We start from the raw sequence: 17,070 nt of genomic DNA, 5'->3' as shown, positions 1-17,070 counted from the left end.
CCGACTTTTCCAGACATCACGGAATGACCCTGAGTACGTTAAAGTCCCTCGCACTATCTTTGACACCTGGACGGAGTTACTCTGTCATGCCGCTTGATTGGATAAAGTCGAGCATGGGAGGTGCTCGAAAACATCGTTATCACCCTGATGGGGGAATACCCCGACAAGCCCAGAAGCCCCATCGGGCGAGTTCTGCAACTGCTGCTGCTAATATCGGGCGCCTTTATTTTTGGCGCTATCAGCGGCAAGATTTCCTCTATTTTTGTCACCCGTGCTCTGCGATCGGAGACCTCTGTGAGCGTGTTTCAAGACCACATCATTATCTGCAACTGGAACGACAAGGCGGCGAGCATTGTTGACCAACTGCTAGAGGGCAACAAAGATAGCCCCATCGATATTGTGGTGGTGGCGACCTCAGCGGTAGCCGATTTTGAAGCAGACACCCGTTTTAAGGCGATGCCCAGCCGTTACCCAAACCCCAGAGAATTTCCTGCCCGAGTGCACTTTGTGCAAGATGACCCCACCCACCACGCTACCCTCGAGCGCCTCTGCGCCCCCCACGCCAAAGCGGTAATTTTGCTGGCCGACGAAGCCACTGAGGCCCCCGACGAAAAAAATGCCCTAATTGCCCTCGCCATCAAGCACCTAGAGCGCCTCCCCGGCCATCAAAAAGACATTCACGTGATTGCCGAACTGGTTAACCTCAGCCGCCGTCGCCACCTGCAAGAGGCCGGAGTAGACGAGGTGGTGTCGGCTCGCGACTACAGCGCGGGCATCATCGCCCAGAGCGCTATGTTCAAAAATATGTCGGTGGTCTACCAGCAGCTGCTCACCTACTCTGACGACTCTAACGAGTTTTACTTTATCGACCCAGGCCGCTACCCCAGCCACCTGGAGGGCAAAACTTTTGCCGAACTCAGCCACTGGATCAGTACCTACAGCGCCACCCATCAGGCCGACAATCCCCTGCTGCTGCTGGGGGTACGGCGGGGCAGCGGCGAGATTTTGCTCAACCCCAAGCCCCAGTCCTTTGACCGTTTAGCTACCGACGATGCTCTGGTGGTGATGGCCTTTAGAAAGATCGATCGCATCGATTGACAGAGTTAATTCATCAGCATCGAAAATTCTCTGGCGGCAGCGGTTGAGCAAGGCCAAGGATCCCGAGATGAGACTATTTATGAGTCTAAACGCCTATTCATATTACGATCCGTTAAGGTTTGCGGGGGGTGGCGATGAGAGCTGAAATCTCTCGCTATAGACTGGTCAAAGATTAGGAAACCCTTACTGCATAGACCGTTTTGACTTACCTTTGAGGGCCTCCTCAAACTGTCAACCCAGTCGTGACCCACATTGGAGTTTTGTTTCAATGTCCCATTCTGTCAAAATTTACGATACCTGTATTGGCTGCACCCAGTGTGTGCGCGCCTGCCCCACTGACGTTCTAGAAATGGTGCCCTGGGATGGCTGTAAGGCCGGGCAAATTGCCTCCTCTCCCCGCACCGAAGACTGCGTGGGCTGCAAGCGTTGTGAAACCGCCTGCCCCACTGACTTTCTGAGCATTCGCGTCTATTTGGGTGCTGAAACCACCCGCAGCATGGGTCTGGCCTACTAGGCCCCCTGCTATCTAGCCATAGTTATCGTCATTAAGCTCTAGCCCCTGGGATTAACTCCCCCAGGGGTTTTTTGCGAATTTACAGTTTAAGCTAGACCGATCGCAGCTGTGCCTACATGCTTAGTTCCTCCCCCAATGCTGATTTCCTTGACCAGTGGCGCTTTGCCCTAGCTCCCTACAACCTGGGGTACAAGGTCAAGCTGGTATCCCAGCTCATGTATCGCGATTTTTTGGAGCGGCTAGAACCCTACGGACTAACCCCCTTTCATTACCTGGTATTGTGCTGCCTGTGGGAAGAAGACGGCCTATCAACATCAGGCATTGCCGACAAACTTAAGCAGCTTGGGGCCACCCTCACTGGGGTTGTCGATCGCATGGAAGATCGACACCTGGTGTATCGTGAGCGCGACCCCAGCGATCGCCGCATCATTCGCATCTGGCTCACTGACGAGGGTAGGAAGCTGATGGATGTACTGCCCGCTGTCGGTGCAGAGACTATTCAGCGCGCCACCGCTGGGGTCTCGGAGGCCGATCAGGCTGCCGTTATGCAGTTATTGGAGCAAATTATTCATAACCTCACCTAAGCAATAACCGCCGCTCTGTTGACCCCATCGAAATTACTTAATATATTGACTATTAATGTGCTTAGTAACTTCGACTGACACATTTGAGTCAGTCGAAGTTGTTTAGCGAAATTTAGAGCGATTGGGAAAAAGTTATGGCAAAGCTCAGCCTCAAACAAAAAAGCTGGTTGATTTCGGCTCACATTGCCTTTGCAGCTCTCTGGACTGGCGCAGTGCTGAGTATGTTTTTGATCTCGCTGCGGAGTACTGCCTCCAACAGTGGGGATGCACTTTATGCACTCACCTCTGCAATTAACTTGCTGGATGACTATATAGTTATCCCTGCCGCCGTTGGCTCAGTGATTACTGCCACAGCACTTTGCTGGGGCGCCAATTACGGCTTCACCAAGTTTTACTGGGTAATCACCAAGTGGATCTTGACGACTGGGCTGGTGGTATTCGGCACCTTCTGGCTGTTTCCCTGGGGCAACGGTGCTGAGCAAATTGCCTCTGTAGAAGGGCTACAAGCTATCACTAACCCCACCTATGCCTTTGAGGCTAAAGGTGTTTTAATTGGCACGCTGGTGCAGGCAATCTGCCTGTTGACTATTATTGGCATCTCGGTGCTTAAGCCTTGGGGCCGGCGCTCTCCAGGCAAGCCGCCCCAAGAAAAGGCATTGGGCTAAAACTAGCCCAATACGGTTGCTGCTACCAAAGCCAAGGGTGGGGTAGGGGTAGGGCGATCGCGCCTCCGATATCTACCCCACCTGCTGGGAGGCCTTTACCTGCGGCTGCGGTTGGGGCTGAAACTGGAAGAGGGTATAGACCACGTTGCGGCGAATGCCCGTCATCATGTCGAGGAAGACCTCGTAGCCCTCGCTCTTATACTCAATTAGCGGATCTTTTTGGCCATAGCCGCGCAGGCCTACGGTCTCCCGCAGGGCATCCATCTGCTGTAGATGGTCGCGCCAGAGGCTGTCAATCTGCTGAAGAATAAAGAAGCGCTCGGCTTCACGCATCAGACCTGGCTTGGCCTGATCAACCTGGGCCTCTTTGATGTCGTAGGCAATGCGAGCCTGCTCGTGAAGGAAGGTGCGGATTTCGCCCACGGAGAGGTCTTCTAGCTGCTCGGGGGTGAGGTCGGCGAGCAAGTAGACAAACTCCTTCACTTTGCCCACCATTTCTGGCAGCTTCCACTCTTCGGGGGGTAGCTCGGGGTTGATGTAGGCGTTGACGATGTCGTCCATGGTTTGCTCAGCGTAGCCGATCACCATTTCTTTGAGCTCGTTGCCTTCGAGCACGCGGCGGCGCTCGGCGTAAATGGCGCGGCGCTGGTTGTTCATCACCTCGTCGTACTCAAACACCTGCTTGCGGATGTCGTAGTAGTAGGTTTCAACCTTTTTCTGCGCCCCCTCCAGCGATCGCGTCAGCATGCCCGACTCAATCGGCATGTCCTCTTCGACCCGGAAGGCGTTCATCAGACCAGCGACGCGATCGCCGCCAAAAATCCGCAGCAGGTTGTCTTGCAGACTGAGGAAAAACTTGGTAGAACCGGGGTCGCCCTGGCGGCCGGCTCGGCCCCGCAGCTGGTTGTCGATACGGCGCGACTCGTGGCGCTCAGTGCCGATCACGTGCAGGCCACCCCGCTGGATAACGGTGTCGTGCTCGGTGCTGGTCAAAGCCTCGTACTCATGGCGAATGCGGTTGTACACATCGCGCAGCTTTTGAATGACGGGGTCATCGGTGGGGGCTTTTTCGGCAGCGATGGCCATCTTGTCTTCGGCTTGCAGCTCGGTGAGACTGCGATCGCCGTAGGTGGTCACGGCGAAGTCGACGGTGGCCTTGAGTTCGTCAATGGCGGTGGCCGATAGCTCAATGGGGAAGATGTCAGGCGAGGCCTTCCAGGTTTTGACTTTTTTGCCGGGGGCAAAGCCCTGGGCGGGGGCGCGGCCCTTGGTGCCCGGCACCGCCATCACCGAAAATTCGTCTTCATCTTCGGGTTTGACGATGCGGGGCATCAGGTACTCGCGCACCTTGAGGCGGGCCATATAGTCGGCGTTACCGCCGAGGATGATGTCGGTGCCGCGCCCGGCCATGTTGGTGGCAATGGTGACCGCGCCGCTGCGCCCAGCCTGGGCGACGATCTCCGACTCGCGCTCCACATTCTCGGGCTTGGCGTTGAGCAGGTTGTGGGGCACGCCGCGCTCGTTCAGCAGTGCCGACAGCACCTCCGATTTTTCTACGCTGGTGGTGCCCACGAGTACTGGGCGACCGGCCTCGTGCATCTCGGCGCACTCCTCAGCCACCGCCTTCCACTTGGCCTCTTCGTTTTTGTAGACCACGTCAGAGAGGTCGCGACGGGCGGCGGTGCGGTTGGTGGGGATGATGGTGACTTCGAGCTTGTAGATGCGCTCAAATTCAGCTTCTTCGGTCTTGGCGGTGCCGGTCATGCCCGACAGCTTGGGGTAAAGCAAAAAGAAGTTCTGGTAGGTAATGCTGGCCAGGGTCTGGGTTTCAGGCTGAATTTCTACATGCTCTTTGGCCTCGATCGCCTGGTGCAGGCCATCACTCCAGCGGCGACCGGGCATGACCCGCCCGGTAAACTCGTCCACAATAATGACTTCGTCGTTGCGGACGATGTACTTAACGTCCTTAGCGAACAGTTCTTTAGCCTTGATGGCGTTGAAGATGTAATGAGCCCAGGGGTCTTTGGGATCAAACAGATCCTGCACGCCTAGCAGCTCTTCAGATTTAATAAAGCCTTCGTCGGTGAGCAGCACGTTGTGAGCTTTTTCATCGACTTCGTAGTGCTCTTCAGGGTTGAGCTCGCGACTGATTTCGGCGGCGCGGTTATACTTTTCGCCGGGGCGATCGACCTGGCCCGAAATAATCAGCGGCGTGCGAGCCTCATCTACCAGAATGGAGTCAACTTCGTCGATGACGCAGTAGTTGAAGGGGCGCTGCACCACGTCTTCCATGGCGGTGGCCATGTTGTCGCGCAGGTAGTCAAAGCCAAACTCGCTGTTGGTGCCGTAGGTAATGTCGCAGCCATAGTTTTTCTTGCGCTCGGCAGGCGACATGCCCTGCTGAATTAGCCCCACGCTGAGGCCCAAAAAGCGGTGAATTTGCCCCATCCACTCGGCGTCGCGGCGGGCCAGGTAATCGTTGACGGTGACCACGTGGGCACCCTTGCCCGAAAGCGCGTTGAGGTAAGAGGGCAGAGTCGCCACCAGGGTTTTGCCTTCCCCGGTTTTCATCTCGGCGATCTGGCCGTCGTGGAGCACCATGCCGCCGATCAGCTGCACGTCGAAGTGGCGCATGCCCAGCACTCGTTTTGAGGCTTCGCGCACTACGGCAAAGGCCTCGGGCAGCAGGTCGTCTAAGGCTTCGCCCTTTTCGATGCGCTGCGTGAACTCCCCAGTCTTGGCCGTCAGCGCCTCGTCGGAGAGCTGCTGAATCTCTTCCTCCAGCAGGTTGATCTCGACCACGTCGGGACGATACTTCTTAAGCTTGCGCGCGTTGGGGTCACCGAGGAGGTTCTTCAGCATGAATTCAGGCGATCAGCGTAGGGTACTGCATCTTAGTCAATCGTAACGGAGACCGCCTAACAAGGGGCGATCTCCGCACCTGGAACTGGTCGGGAGAATGCCCAAGCAGTCTAAGGAGTAGGCTAAAAGTACTTACTTATCCTATCACCTGCCCTGGTGGGCAAGCTTGCCGGAGAGTAGGGTCGGTTGCGATCGCAACCGACCCTAACCCACAATCTTTCGGCATGGCTCTTTGTTACAATTTGGGTCGCACCTTCTACTGGCAAACCCTTCAGCCGCCGCCCCCTCGCACCTACCCAGCGGAGCCTCCTGCATCTATGAATATGGCCCAGCAACCGCCCTCGGCGTCCTCCCTGTCTCCCTCCCCTCGCCTACACCGGGCCACCCTACAGAATATGCTGCAATCCGCCGAACCTGTGACCGCACCCTGGACGATCGAAGACAGCGAAGAACTCTATCGCATCCACAGCTGGGGTGAACCCTACTTCTCGATTAATGCTGACGGCCATCTAACGGTGTCGCCTAGGGGCGATCGCGGCGGCTCGCTCGATCTGCTGGAGCTAGTGGAAGCGATCAAGCAGCGCAACCTCAACCTGCCCCTGCTGATTCGCTTCTCGGATATTCTCGAAGACCGCATCGAGCGCATTAACGCCTGCTTTGCTAAAGCGATCGCCCGCTACAAATACAGCGGCGCGTATCGAGGGGTGTTTCCGGTCAAATGCAACCAGCAGCGGCAGCTGCTTGAAGATGTGGTGCGCTACGGCAAGCCCTACCAGTTTGGCCTAGAGGCCGGCTCCAAGCCCGAGCTGTTAATCGCCCTGGCCACCCTCGACACGCCGGGGGCATTGCTGATCTGTAACGGCTACAAAGACCGGGACTACATCGAGACCGCCATGCTGGGCCAGCGTCTCGGCCAGCAGCCGATCATCGTCATTGAGCAGATGAACGAGCTGGAAATTGCCATTGAGGCCAGCCAGCGGCTCAACATTCGCCCAGTGCTGGGGCTACGGGCTAAGCTCAGCACCAAGGGCAGCGGCCGCTGGGGCATTTCGGCGGGCGATCGCGCTAAGTTCGGCCTCACTGTCCCCGAGATTCTCGCGGTGGTCGATCGCCTGCGCCATGCCAATATGCTCGACTGCCTTCAGCTGCTGCACTTTCACATTGGCTCACAGATTTCGGCGATCAGTGTGGTCAAAGAGGCCCTGCGGGAGGCCAGCCGCATCTACGTAGAGCTGGCGGAGCTGGGCGCAGGCATGTGCTATCTAGACGTAGGCGGTGGCCTAGCCGTTGACTACGACGGCTCTAAAACCACCTTCTACGCGTCTAAAAACTACAGCACCCAAAACTATGCCAACGATGTGGTCGCTGAGGTGCAAGAGGCCTGCCGCATCAAAGGGATAGCCGTTCCTACTCTGGTGAGCGAGAGCGGGCGGGCGCTGGTGTCGCATCAATCCGTACTTGTCTTTGACGTACTGGGCAGTAGCGATGCCCCCTCCTACGAGGAGCCAACGGTACCTGATGACGACGACCACGTGATTTTGCGCGAGCTGTACGAGATTTACCAAAACCTCACCCCTAACACCGTGCAGGAGCTGTACAACGACGCGGTGCAATTCAAAGAAGAAGCCATCAGCCTGTTTAACTTCGGCTACCTGAGTCTGTCGGCGCGGGCGCGGGCCGAGCGGTTATTTTGGGCCTGCTGTCGCAAGGCGCTGTCGGTGGTCAGCGATGCCGACTACATCCCCGAAGACATCGAGGAGCTGCACCAGAGCCTGGCCTCGATCTACTACATCAACCTGTCGGTGTTTCAGTCGATGCCCGATACTTGGGCGATCGAGCAGCTGTTCCCGATCTTGCCCATTCACCGGCTCGACGAAGAGCCGAGCTGCCGGGGCACTCTGGCCGACCTCACCTGCGACAGCGACGGCAAAATTACCACCTTCATTGACCTACGCGACGTGAAGCACGTGCTGGAATTACACCCGCTGAAGCCCGATCAGCCCTACTACCTGGGCATGTTCCTCGGCGGAGCTTATCAAGAGATTATGGGCAACTTGCACAACCTGTTTGGCGATACCAACGCCGTCCACATCCACATGACCCCCAAGGGCTATCAGGTGGAGCAGGTGGTCAAGGGTGACACCATGACCGAGGTGCTGGGCTACGTGCAGTACGACGCCGAAGACATGATTGAAAATATTCGCAGGCGATCGGAGCGGGCACTGCAAGACAGCCGCATCACCCTAGAAGAGTCGCAGCTGTTGATTCAGCACTACGAGCGCAGCCTCAGCCAGTACACCTACCTGACCTAGCGGCAACTAAAAAGTCCGGGTCATCATCGCTCGTGACGCACCCGGACTCAGAATTTCAATTCAGCAGGCCATTGGGAAAACCCAAAACAGATTCAATCAACCAAATCGACCCGATACATAGTCTTGGGTGGCCTGTTCGCTGGGGTCATTGAAAATTTTTTCAGTATCCCCGTATTCCACTAAGTAGCCAACTTTGTTGCCAGACTCGGTTGCCTCGGCGTTAAAGAATGCCGTCTTGTCAGAAATTCGCGACGCCTGCTGCATGTTGTGGGTGACGATGACGATGGTGTAGCGGCTCTCTAGCTCCTTCATCAGCTCTTCGATCTGAAGGGTCGAGATCGGGTCGAGGGCGGAGCAGGGCTCGTCCATTAAAATGACCTCGGGCTCAATGGCGATCGTGCGAGCAATACAAAGGCGCTGTTGCTGCCCACCCGACAGAGAAAGGCCACTTTGTTTGAGCTTGTCTTTGACCTCGTCCCACAGGGCAGCCCGTCGGAGAGAGTTTTCCACCAGCTCATCCATATCGCCCTTGTAACCGTTGATGCGGGTGGCAAAAGCAATATTTTCGTAAATAGACTTGGTAAACGGGTTTGGTTTTTGAAACACCATGCCGATGCGGCGACGCACATAAACCGGGTCAATATCTTTGGCGTATAGATCGGTGCCGTGAAACATCGCCTTACCCTCAACCCGCGCTCCGGGAATGAGGTCATTGGTACGGTTGAAGCAGCGCAAAAGGGTGCTCTTGCCACAGCCGGAGGGACCGATCAAAGCGGTGATCTCATTCTTGAAGATATCAAGGTTGACATCCCGTACCGCCAGGGTTGACCCGTAGTAAACATTGATGTTTTTGGCCCGCAAAGCAGCCTCAGTGGCAACTTGGCTGGCAGAGTTTGTGGTCATGACATTAACTCTACGCTGCAACTAAAAGACTTGTACCAACCCTACTTTTGAAAGCGATTCCGCAGATAGATAGCGGTGGCATTCATCAGTAACAAAATTACCATCAGTACAATGATGGCACCTGCTGCCAGGCCGTGGAATGCTGGCTGAGGACGAGATACCCAGTTGAAGATTTGAATAGGCAGCACCGTGAACGGACTCTGTAACCCCCTCAGCGACATCTCTGGTAAGAAGGGAATGTAGGTAAGGGCCCCAATGGTGATTAGAGGAGCAGTTTCGCCGATCGCCCGAGACAGAGCCAAAATTACCCCGGTCAAAATTCCCGGCAGCGCCAGCGGAAAGATGTGCGAGCGAATCACCTGCCAGCGAGTAGCACCCAAGGCAAAGCCTGCCTGCCGCAGACTTGCCGGAATAGCCCTTAACGATTCACGGGTGGCAATGATTACGATGGGCAGCACCAGCAGGGCTAGAGTGAGTGCCCCCGCCAAAACCGTGCGGCCCTGGGTAATCGGAAACAGAAGCCGCACAAAAACCTGAAGCCCAAGCAGGCCATAAATAATTGAGGGTACGCCAGCCAGGTTAGAGATGTTGATCTCGATTGCCCGAGCAAACCAGCTGTCGGATACAAACTCTTCGAGAAAAATACCGGCTCCCACCCCAATGGGGAAGGTAAACAGAGCGACCAGCACCATGACCCAGATGGTGCCTACCAAGGCAGATACAATCCCAGCTACCTCGGGGTTTCTAGAGGGAAAGCTAACGAGGAAGTTCCAGTTGAGGACAGGTACACCGTCGATGAGTACGTCAACGAGCAGTACCACCAGCACAAACAGAGAAAAAATGACGGCTAAGAGAGCCAGCCACGAAAACCACTTATCAATACCCTGGCGTCGGCCTAGCTCATTGAGCACCTGCTTTTGCTCAATATCCCAACCGGCATCGAGCGTGGTTGTTTGAGACGATAGGGGCGTCATTCGTAGGTCTCCCGAAACTTGCGAACAAACCAGAAGCTAAGGATATTGAATGCTAGGGTGAACAAAAACAGCGTCATCCCTACTGCAAAAATTGATTTAAAGGCGATGGAGCCGGCTGGAGTGTCGCCCAGACTAACCTGCACAATGTAAGCCGTCATAGTCATAACCGGCACAAAGGGATTGAGCCCGAGTCTCGGGTTTTGCCCCGCCGCTAGGGCAACAATCATAGTTTCGCCCACGGCCCGGGAAACTGCCAAAATTACCGAGGCCACAATGCCTGAAAGGGCGGCGGGCAGCACCACACCAAAAATAGTCTCTCGCTTGGTGAGACCCAGGGCGTAGGAGCCGTCTCTGAGGGCGCTGGGCACAGCATAGATGGCGTCTTCGCTTAGGGAGGCAATCAGCGGCGTAATGGCAATGCCCATGACGATGCCTGCGCTCAGGGCGTTGAAACCACCTAGCTGAGGAATAAAGATCTGGAGAAAGGGCGTGACTAGCAGCAGCGCAAAGTAGCCGTAGACCACCGTAGGCACCCCGGCCAAAATTTCTAGGGCGGGCTTGAGCCACTTGCGCAGCTTAGGAGAGGCGTACTCGCTGAGGTAAATAGCCGAGAGCAGACCTAGGGGAACCGCCACGAGCAGGGCGATCAGCGAAGTTAAGAAGGTGGCGCTCAGCAGCACTAAAATGCCGAACTGAGGGTTTGAAAATAGGGGAGTCCACTGTCTGTCGGTCAAGAAGTTCCATAGGGGAACGTCTTGGAAGAACTCTACGGTCTCAAACAGCAGCGAGAAAACAATGCCGAAGGTGGTGGCGACAGAAATTAGAGCAAACAGGCCAAATAGCCCAATAACGGCCTGCTCGACCCGTTTGTTGAGCCCCCGTTTGGGTTGCCAGAGGTTGTTGGGGTCGGGCGGCAAAGAGTTTGTCGTCATGATACAGAACTCTAAAAAATAAGGGGCCAGCGTTGACTGGCCCCCAGGAAATCGACAGGCTCAAACCTCAGGAAGGGCTAAGCCAGAGGGCGTTTGACAGAAGGCCTAGAGCACTTCGTCAAGCTTGACGCCGATAGGGGAGCCGCCTTCGAATACGCTTCCTACGGTTTTGTTTTCAAAGCGAGTTAGAACCTTTTCGTTGACCTCTTCGGGCAGGCTGACGTAGCCCACTTCATCTATTAGGCCTGCGTTCTCGGGGGAGATGTAGAAATCGACGAAGGCTGCGATCGCAGGGTCGTCAGCCACCGACTGCTTGACGTAGATAAACTCAGGACGGGCAAGGGGTACGTAGGTGCCGTCGGCAACGGTTTCAGAGCTGGGTTCTACGCAGGTGCCGTTGCCACTGTCGATGGCAACCGCCTTCAATCGGTCTTGGTTCTCCGTGAAATAGGCAAGACCAAAGAAGCCGAGGCCATTGGCGTCGCCGCTTACACCCTGCACAATGACGTTGTCATCTTCGCTAGCGGTGTAGTCGCCACGGCTTTCGCCATCGGCACCGATCGCATCCATGAAGAAGTCGTAGGTGCCCGAGTCGGTGCCTGGTCCATAAAGGCCCAGGGGCGCATCGGGGAAGTCAGCGCGAACCTGGTTCCAGTTGGTGATAGTACCCTGGGCATCGGGCTCCCAAATGGTCAGCAGTTCGTCAGTAGTGAGGCACTCCGCAAAATCATTTTCGGGGCTAACCACTACAGTTAGACCATCGAGAGCAATGGGCAGCTCGATATACTCAATGCCGGCCTGCTCACAGAGGTCAATTTCTTCCTGGCTGATGGGGCGAGAGGCACCGGTAATGTCGGTTTCGCCAGCGCAAAACTTCTTGAAGCCGCCGCCGGTACCCGATACGCCAACGGTGACCGCTACACCAGGATTGGCTGCACCAAACTCTTCAGCCATAGCTTCAGAGATAGGAAAGACCGTGCTAGAACCGTCCACCAAAACTGTTCCAGATAGATCAGAGCCAGCGGCGGTTTCGGTGGTGCCAGCGTCGGGAGTTGCGGTTTGAGATCCACCACCGCAAGCGGCTAGACTAGCCATCATTGCTACCAGTGCGGAGGAATAGCCTACACGCAATATTTTCTTGTTCAAAACCATGATCCTTCTTACTCCAAATCCAACGCTTTAACGAACTCATTCAGCAAACTTGCAGCTACATTGATCCAGATAATTAGATCCTCTGTCAATCACTTCGAGATCTAAGCTATCAATCATGCAATGGGCTTTTTGGTAGATAAAAACGTGTATTCACACGGTTTTCTGAGGACACTTTATCACTTAAGGGCTGCCGTGGAACTAGCCTTTGCCTATGGGTAAATTGGCTAAGCAATGGAGCTTAGATTGTCATAAATGACCTTCAGCAGTTTTAGATAGGCTTAAAGACAGTATCCACCAACATGCATTCATGCCTGGCATAATGATCAGGTATTTCCTTCAAGGGAAGGTCAAGCGAACATTAATAAAAGATTTTTTATAGATTAATTTGAGGTTAAGGACTAGCCTTGAGTTTCCCTTTGGCGATTCTTAGAGGGTGGCTAGGCTTGGCCATAAAAATACATACTAAAAACGCCGCTATCTTTCTTAAAGAAAATAATTGACTAGATTCAAGCTATGTGGGTTGTAAATGAACCCCGCAACTCACCCATGCCGTTTCCCTAGGCAGTACTTGCGGAGTTATTCCTGAGGGGTAACACGGCGCTGTGAAGCAGGCACGCTTCGGTGCGCTGAGTAGTGGTTCACGCGGGTCTCATTGGTTGATGGCCCAAACTTAGCCCAGCTTCGTTGTCGTTTGAGGAAGCCAGCTGGCCCAGATGATGGTAGTCAGCACCACTGCTCCACCCACCAAGGTGCGCAGGGTAGGTACTTCTCTCAGCAGCAGGGCGGCGAGGGCAATGCCATAGACCGGCTCTAAGGTGCTGATGACGCTTGCCGTCTGGGCGCGCAGCTTCCCCAAACTTTCTATAAATAATGTGTGGGCCAGTGCGGTACATAGTACTCCCAAAACCAGCAGCAACCCAATCTCCCCAGTAGTCAGAGTTAGCCCCACGATCGGCGTGACTACCAACAGGCTGAGGCAGGCGAACAAGTTTTGGTAAAAGGCGATCGCTACCGCCGTGTAGCGCTGCCGGTAGCCCTTATTGAGCAATTGCAGCAGCGCAAACGACAGCCCAGATAGCAGACCCCAAACCGCTCCCAAGGTCGTCGCCGATCCCAGCCGGTATTCAGGAATTGCCAGGGCAACGCCGAGCACGACTAAGGCGGCGATCGCACCGTCTCGCCAGCGCCACAGAGTCTTAAACAGCAGCGGCTCCAGCACCGTCACAAACACCGGAAAGCTCGAAAACGTCAGCAGCCCCACGGCCACCGTTGCCAGCTGAATGCTGAGAAAAAAGCTCACCCAGTGAAACGCTAGCAGTGCTCCCAACAAGACCATGCCCAACCTGTCTTTGGCGGTGCCCAGGCGAGCAGACCGCTGCCCTAGAGTAAGTACCAACCCCAGGGACAACGCGGCAAACCCAGTACGTCCCAGCACAATCACCGTAGCGGGCAGCGCCAAAAATTTGCCAAACAACCCCGACAGCCCAAACAAAAACACTGACGCATGCACCTGGATCAGGGCAGATGTAGCGCGGGTCATGGGCGAACCTCAGCAAAGATGCAAGGGTGGGGTGTCGTTAGAGTTTTCATATATTTTGTCGATATGGTGAGGCATAGCTTTAGGCATTAAAAATAAGGCGCTTTTGTGCGAGAAAACTTTGCCGAAGAATGGTCAGTGCTGCTTCAGGCTCCGAAGCAGTTACTGGTAAATGTGGCTACTAAAGTTGCCGAAGCCCGTCGAGAGGGCGGCCTGTCGGGCATTGGTTCAAGCCGCATCAGCGATAAAGAAGGCGACGTGCTCAACAAAATGAGTGCAGCCTTGGGGCTGGTAGTGTAGCTAACTCCAGGCTCAAGGCCAGTCGACAGCCCTTTGAGGGTTCATGGTATAGATAGCCTTAGAGCGATCGCCCTAGATCGTTAGAAACAGCTTAAAAGCCAGACTGGCTCAAATTTTCCTTAGATAAAGCAAAAAACTGTAGCAATTGCTACTCTATGGCTGATAATTTCAGGTGCGTGGGCTAGCCGCCCCTCTGTAACTGGTTTCCTTGTCTGACAAACCCCATCACCCGTATGAGGAGAAACGCCAATGCTGATTGGATTTTTAATTAGCGTCGTTATTTTGGCCATCAGCCTGCTGATTATTTCTAAAATCCCCCCCATTGGGGTCGAGATCGATAGCCCTGTCAAGGCTCTGCTTGGTGGCGCTATTATTGGTGCCTTCAACGGCGTCTGGGGCTTCTTCCCCAATGCCCTACGCGGCTTCTTTGCCATCATTAGCCTGGGGTTAGTGCCGTTGATTGGGGCCATCATTGTGTTTGGTTTGGCCGCTTGGCTGATTGAGGGCTTCCGCCTTCGCTATGGCATTTGGAGCGCGATCCTCGGCGCGATCGCCCTAGCCATCATCAGCTCTATTCTCAACGCCATTCTAAGATCTGTTGGGTTGATTACCGTTTAGCCTAGCGCTAACGTTACAAGCCCTGGACTAGCTCAGTCCAGGGCTTTTTGTTGAACTTCATTGGGTAGCTGATTGCCTACCCAACCAGGGTGCTCTCACGATCGCCCCGCCGGGTGGCCCACCAGGCAAACCCGCCCCCAGTGGCAAACATCAGCAGACTGTAGATCGCCGCCGGAATCGCCAAATTTGGCTGATTGAGCAGGGTGGGGGCGCTGGCAATGGCGATCGCCAGCGTGCCATTCTGAATGCCTACTTCCACCGTGATTGCCGTAGCGTTGGGGCGATCGAGCTTGGCCACCAGCGCCACCAAATAGCCCAAAGCCATCGCCGCTAGGTTCAACGCTAGCGTTACCAGGCCCACTTGGGCAAAAAAGCCCACCACGCTCGCCCGCTGCTGCACTAGCAGCCCCGCAATAATCACCCCCAGTAACCCCAGTGAAAGCCACTTAACGCCCCGCTCCACTTGAGCGGCGAACCGAGGCCGATAGTGGTGCAGCGCCATGCCCATCGCCACCGGAATTAGCGTAATCACAGCGATCTGAATCATCGTTGCTCCAACCGGCAGACTCAGGGTAGTAGCCTCGCCTAAAAACGCCCCCATCGCCAGGTTCACCACCAAAGGAATGGTAAACACCGTAATTAAGCTGCTAATCGCCGTCAGGGTAATCGACAGGGCCACATTTCCCCGTGCTAGATAGGTGATCAAATTTGAGGTTGGCCCCCCAGGGCAGGCCGCTAAAATCATCACCCCCACCGCTAGCTCTGGGGTCAGCGGAAAAATCGATGCCAAAGCAAACCCCAAAATCGGGAGCATCACCAGCTGGGCCAACAGCCCAACTACCACCGCCTTGGGGTACACCAGCACCCGTGTAAAATCGTCAATCCTCAGCCCTAACCCCATGCCCAACATGACCGCAAACAAGGCCAGGGGCAGAAATACCGCCGTTAAAAAGCTCGACTCCATGGCTCCACCCGCTATTTGCTGCGAGTAGTGTAACCATTTGTGGAACTCGCTTTAAAGAAATTGACCAATTCAGTTATTTGTAATTCCTCTTCTTAGATTAGGTGAACACGCTGGACATAAATCCGAGGGCAGCACTTCACTACCCCATCATCACAGCTCAACAGCGGGCATAGATCGGTGCGGGTGTAACCCTTAAACTACTCGCTGTCTCTGCTAGCCAGTCATACCACTGTTGAAAGACGGCCTCTGCCTCCGGCTTTTCCGGCACAACATATTCCACGATGAACGTGGAGTAAAAATGATTCTCTGGAGAACTCTGAGAGTCCTGGAAATCCTGAGCACTTTCGGCAGAAGAGGCCATAGCAGTTCAATTGTGAAAGAAGCAAGCCCCTGCGGCGCAAAAGTGTCCAACCGCAAAACCGAGAGCAGACTTGGCTAAATGACGTGAGGCTCCACCAAGGTTTGCTCCGTCTGAGCCGCATTATGGGTAGTAGAGCCTGCCTTCCGCTACAGGCTAGGCGTGCTGTTGAGCCTGCAACGAGCGCTGGCGCAATCTCTTCAACAGCGTTGAACCGTTTCCCAGAGGCCATCGCACCAGCAGGCCAATCGTTGGGTTCTAGATGGGCCACGGTCCACTGAGATAAGGGGTACCTGCTAACGGTACTATCCCCGACCAAAGGGCTCAACCGCTGCTGTCAATTGGCTATGAACTGGCGCAAAAACGGGCATTCTCCAGACAGAATCCTTAAGATTCTGTGGCGAACCGGGTTTAGGTTCTTAAAAGTACGTAACATTTAGTTAAAGATATATCTCCTCCCTTGGCACAAGAAACGCTAGACGAGCAGACCGAAAACCTGAGCAGCCTGCTAAAAAAAGCTGCTTTGATTGCTGTGGCCTTGGTAACAGCCGTCGTTCTGAGCGTTGTAGCCGTTCGCTATTCTCAGGCCACTGATCCCTATGTTCACCAAGTACTTTCCCTAGAGGGCAATGGCAGTAGGGGTGAGGCAATCTTTAAGATGAACTGCGCCGTGTGCCACGGCCTCGAAGCTACCGGTGAGGTCGGGCCCAAGTTACTGGGTGTGTCTGACCATAAGACTAAGGTTGGTCTCATAAAACAGGTCATCAGCGGTCGAACTCCGCCTATGCCTCAGTTTCAGCCCGAGCCTCAGGATATGGCTGATCTATTGATTTACCTAGAGAAGCTGTAGCAGCTTTCTACGGCGAGCGATTGTTACAGAGTTTTATGAGAATTATGAGTAGATTTTGGCTGAACAGCGATCGCTGTTCAGAATCTTTCCCTGGCTTGATGAACCTGCTCAACCCCCTGCAAGCAAGGATTGTGGACCTAGGTGAACTCGGGAAATTCTCTTCAGCGGCTCTGGCAAATTAAGTTTCGACGGAATATTTGTTTACAAAACTCCACAACTGCGGTATGGTTTACTCACATGGGTCACAAATCTAAAGGTTTGCCCATGCACCTTGAAATGATAAATACCAAGGACTAATACATCATGACCACGACTCTACAGCGGCGCGAGAGCGCCTCCCTGTGGGAGCAGTTTTGCCAGTGGGTGACCAGCACCGAGAACCGCCTGTATGTGGGCTGGTTCGGCGTACTGATGATCCCCACGTTGCTTGCTGCCACCGCTTGCTTC

Annotated in this window: 15 protein-coding genes and 1 pseudogene; 9 read left to right on the top strand and 7 right to left on the bottom strand. The window is 54.8% G+C overall.

Going from position 1 to position 17,070, the window contains the following annotated elements; genetic code table 11:
• The first annotated feature begins 120 nt into the window (after positions 1-120).
• From H6F57_RS16595 to H6F57_RS16580, 4 genes are all read left to right on the top strand, one after another.
• Positions 121-1,098 carry an NAD-binding protein gene (locus H6F57_RS16595; RefSeq protein WP_199289465.1) on the top strand — a complete coding sequence of 326 codons (978 nt, stop codon included), beginning with the start codon at positions 121-123 and terminating at the stop codon, positions 1,096-1,098.
• 268 nt (positions 1,099-1,366) lie between these two features.
• Complete coding sequence (psaC, locus tag H6F57_RS16590) at positions 1,367-1,612, top strand: photosystem I iron-sulfur center protein PsaC (RefSeq protein ID WP_006515950.1); 246 nt, start codon at positions 1,367-1,369, stop codon at positions 1,610-1,612.
• 116 nt (positions 1,613-1,728) lie between these two features.
• Positions 1,729-2,196 (top strand): MarR family transcriptional regulator, encoded by a 468-nt coding sequence (locus H6F57_RS16585; protein ID WP_190624754.1) that lies wholly within the window; start codon positions 1,729-1,731, stop codon positions 2,194-2,196.
• A 134-nt stretch (positions 2,197-2,330) separates the two neighbouring features.
• The gene (locus tag H6F57_RS16580) at positions 2,331-2,861 is read left to right on the top strand and encodes a hypothetical protein (RefSeq protein WP_190624753.1); all 531 of its coding nucleotides are present in this window, start codon (positions 2,331-2,333) and stop codon (positions 2,859-2,861) included.
• Between the two features lie 72 nt (positions 2,862-2,933).
• On the opposite strand, the gene secA is transcribed toward H6F57_RS16580, so the two are convergent.
• On the bottom strand, positions 2,934-5,723 hold the full coding sequence (secA, locus tag H6F57_RS16575; protein ID WP_190624752.1) for a preprotein translocase subunit SecA: 2,790 nt from the start codon (positions 5,721-5,723) through the stop codon (positions 2,934-2,936).
• 395 nt (positions 5,724-6,118) lie between these two features.
• On the opposite strand from secA, the gene speA reads away from it, so the two are divergent.
• Entirely contained in the window at positions 6,119-8,035 is a 1,917-nt protein-coding gene (gene speA, locus H6F57_RS16570; protein ID WP_242024736.1) for a biosynthetic arginine decarboxylase, read from the top strand.
• Between the two features lie 96 nt (positions 8,036-8,131).
• On the opposite strand, the gene pstB is transcribed toward speA, so the two are convergent.
• From pstB to H6F57_RS16545, 5 genes are all read right to left on the bottom strand, one after another.
• Positions 8,132-8,938 carry a phosphate ABC transporter ATP-binding protein PstB gene (gene pstB, locus H6F57_RS16565; RefSeq protein ID WP_190624751.1) on the bottom strand — a complete coding sequence of 269 codons (807 nt, stop codon included), beginning with the start codon at positions 8,936-8,938 and terminating at the stop codon, positions 8,132-8,134.
• 41 nt (positions 8,939-8,979) lie between these two features.
• A complete protein-coding gene (pstA, locus tag H6F57_RS16560) occupies positions 8,980-9,912 on the bottom strand; it encodes a phosphate ABC transporter permease PstA (RefSeq protein ID WP_190624750.1) in 933 nt (310 codons plus the stop codon).
• Complete coding sequence (pstC, locus tag H6F57_RS16555) at positions 9,909-10,844, bottom strand: phosphate ABC transporter permease subunit PstC (RefSeq protein ID WP_190624749.1); 936 nt, start codon at positions 10,842-10,844, stop codon at positions 9,909-9,911. The genes pstA and pstC overlap by 4 nt, the downstream gene beginning before the upstream one ends.
• Positions 10,845-10,949: 105 nt before the next feature.
• Positions 10,950-11,996: a PstS family phosphate ABC transporter substrate-binding protein gene (locus H6F57_RS16550; protein ID WP_190624748.1), complete on the bottom strand. Its 1,047-nt coding sequence runs from the start codon at positions 11,994-11,996 to the stop codon at positions 10,950-10,952.
• 670 nt (positions 11,997-12,666) lie between these two features.
• Entirely contained in the window at positions 12,667-13,536 is an 870-nt protein-coding gene (locus tag H6F57_RS16545; protein WP_190624747.1) for a DMT family transporter, read from the bottom strand.
• A 105-nt stretch (positions 13,537-13,641) separates the two neighbouring features.
• Here H6F57_RS16545 and H6F57_RS16540 point away from each other — a divergent pair, with 105 nt between their 5' ends.
• Positions 13,642-13,833, top strand: a complete 192-nt coding sequence (locus H6F57_RS16540; RefSeq protein WP_190624746.1) for a hypothetical protein — start codon at positions 13,642-13,644, stop codon at positions 13,831-13,833.
• A 252-nt stretch (positions 13,834-14,085) separates the two neighbouring features.
• Entirely contained in the window at positions 14,086-14,451 is a 366-nt protein-coding gene (locus tag H6F57_RS16535; RefSeq protein WP_190624755.1) for a phage holin family protein, read from the top strand.
• 76 nt (positions 14,452-14,527) lie between these two features.
• Here the strand turns inward: H6F57_RS16535 and H6F57_RS16530 are convergent, their stop codons facing one another.
• Positions 14,528-15,415 (bottom strand): bile acid:sodium symporter family protein, encoded by an 888-nt coding sequence (locus H6F57_RS16530; protein WP_190624745.1) that lies wholly within the window; start codon positions 15,413-15,415, stop codon positions 14,528-14,530.
• A gap of 818 nt (positions 15,416-16,233) precedes the next feature.
• Here H6F57_RS16530 and H6F57_RS16525 point away from each other — a divergent pair.
• Together H6F57_RS16525 and H6F57_RS16520 are read left to right on the top strand one after the other, a co-directional pair.
• Positions 16,234-16,623 (top strand): cytochrome c, encoded by a 390-nt coding sequence (locus tag H6F57_RS16525; protein WP_190624743.1) that lies wholly within the window; start codon positions 16,234-16,236, stop codon positions 16,621-16,623.
• 303 nt (positions 16,624-16,926) lie between these two features.
• A pseudogene (locus tag H6F57_RS16520) lies at positions 16,927-17,070 on the top strand (photosystem II q(b) protein); the annotation flags it as partial.

Origin of the sequence: Leptolyngbya sp. FACHB-60, from assembly GCF_014695775.1 — a bacterium.
GTDB lineage: Bacteria > Cyanobacteriota > Cyanobacteriia > Phormidesmidales > Phormidesmidaceae > Nodosilinea.
This window is presented reverse-complemented; position numbering and strand designations above follow the sequence as displayed.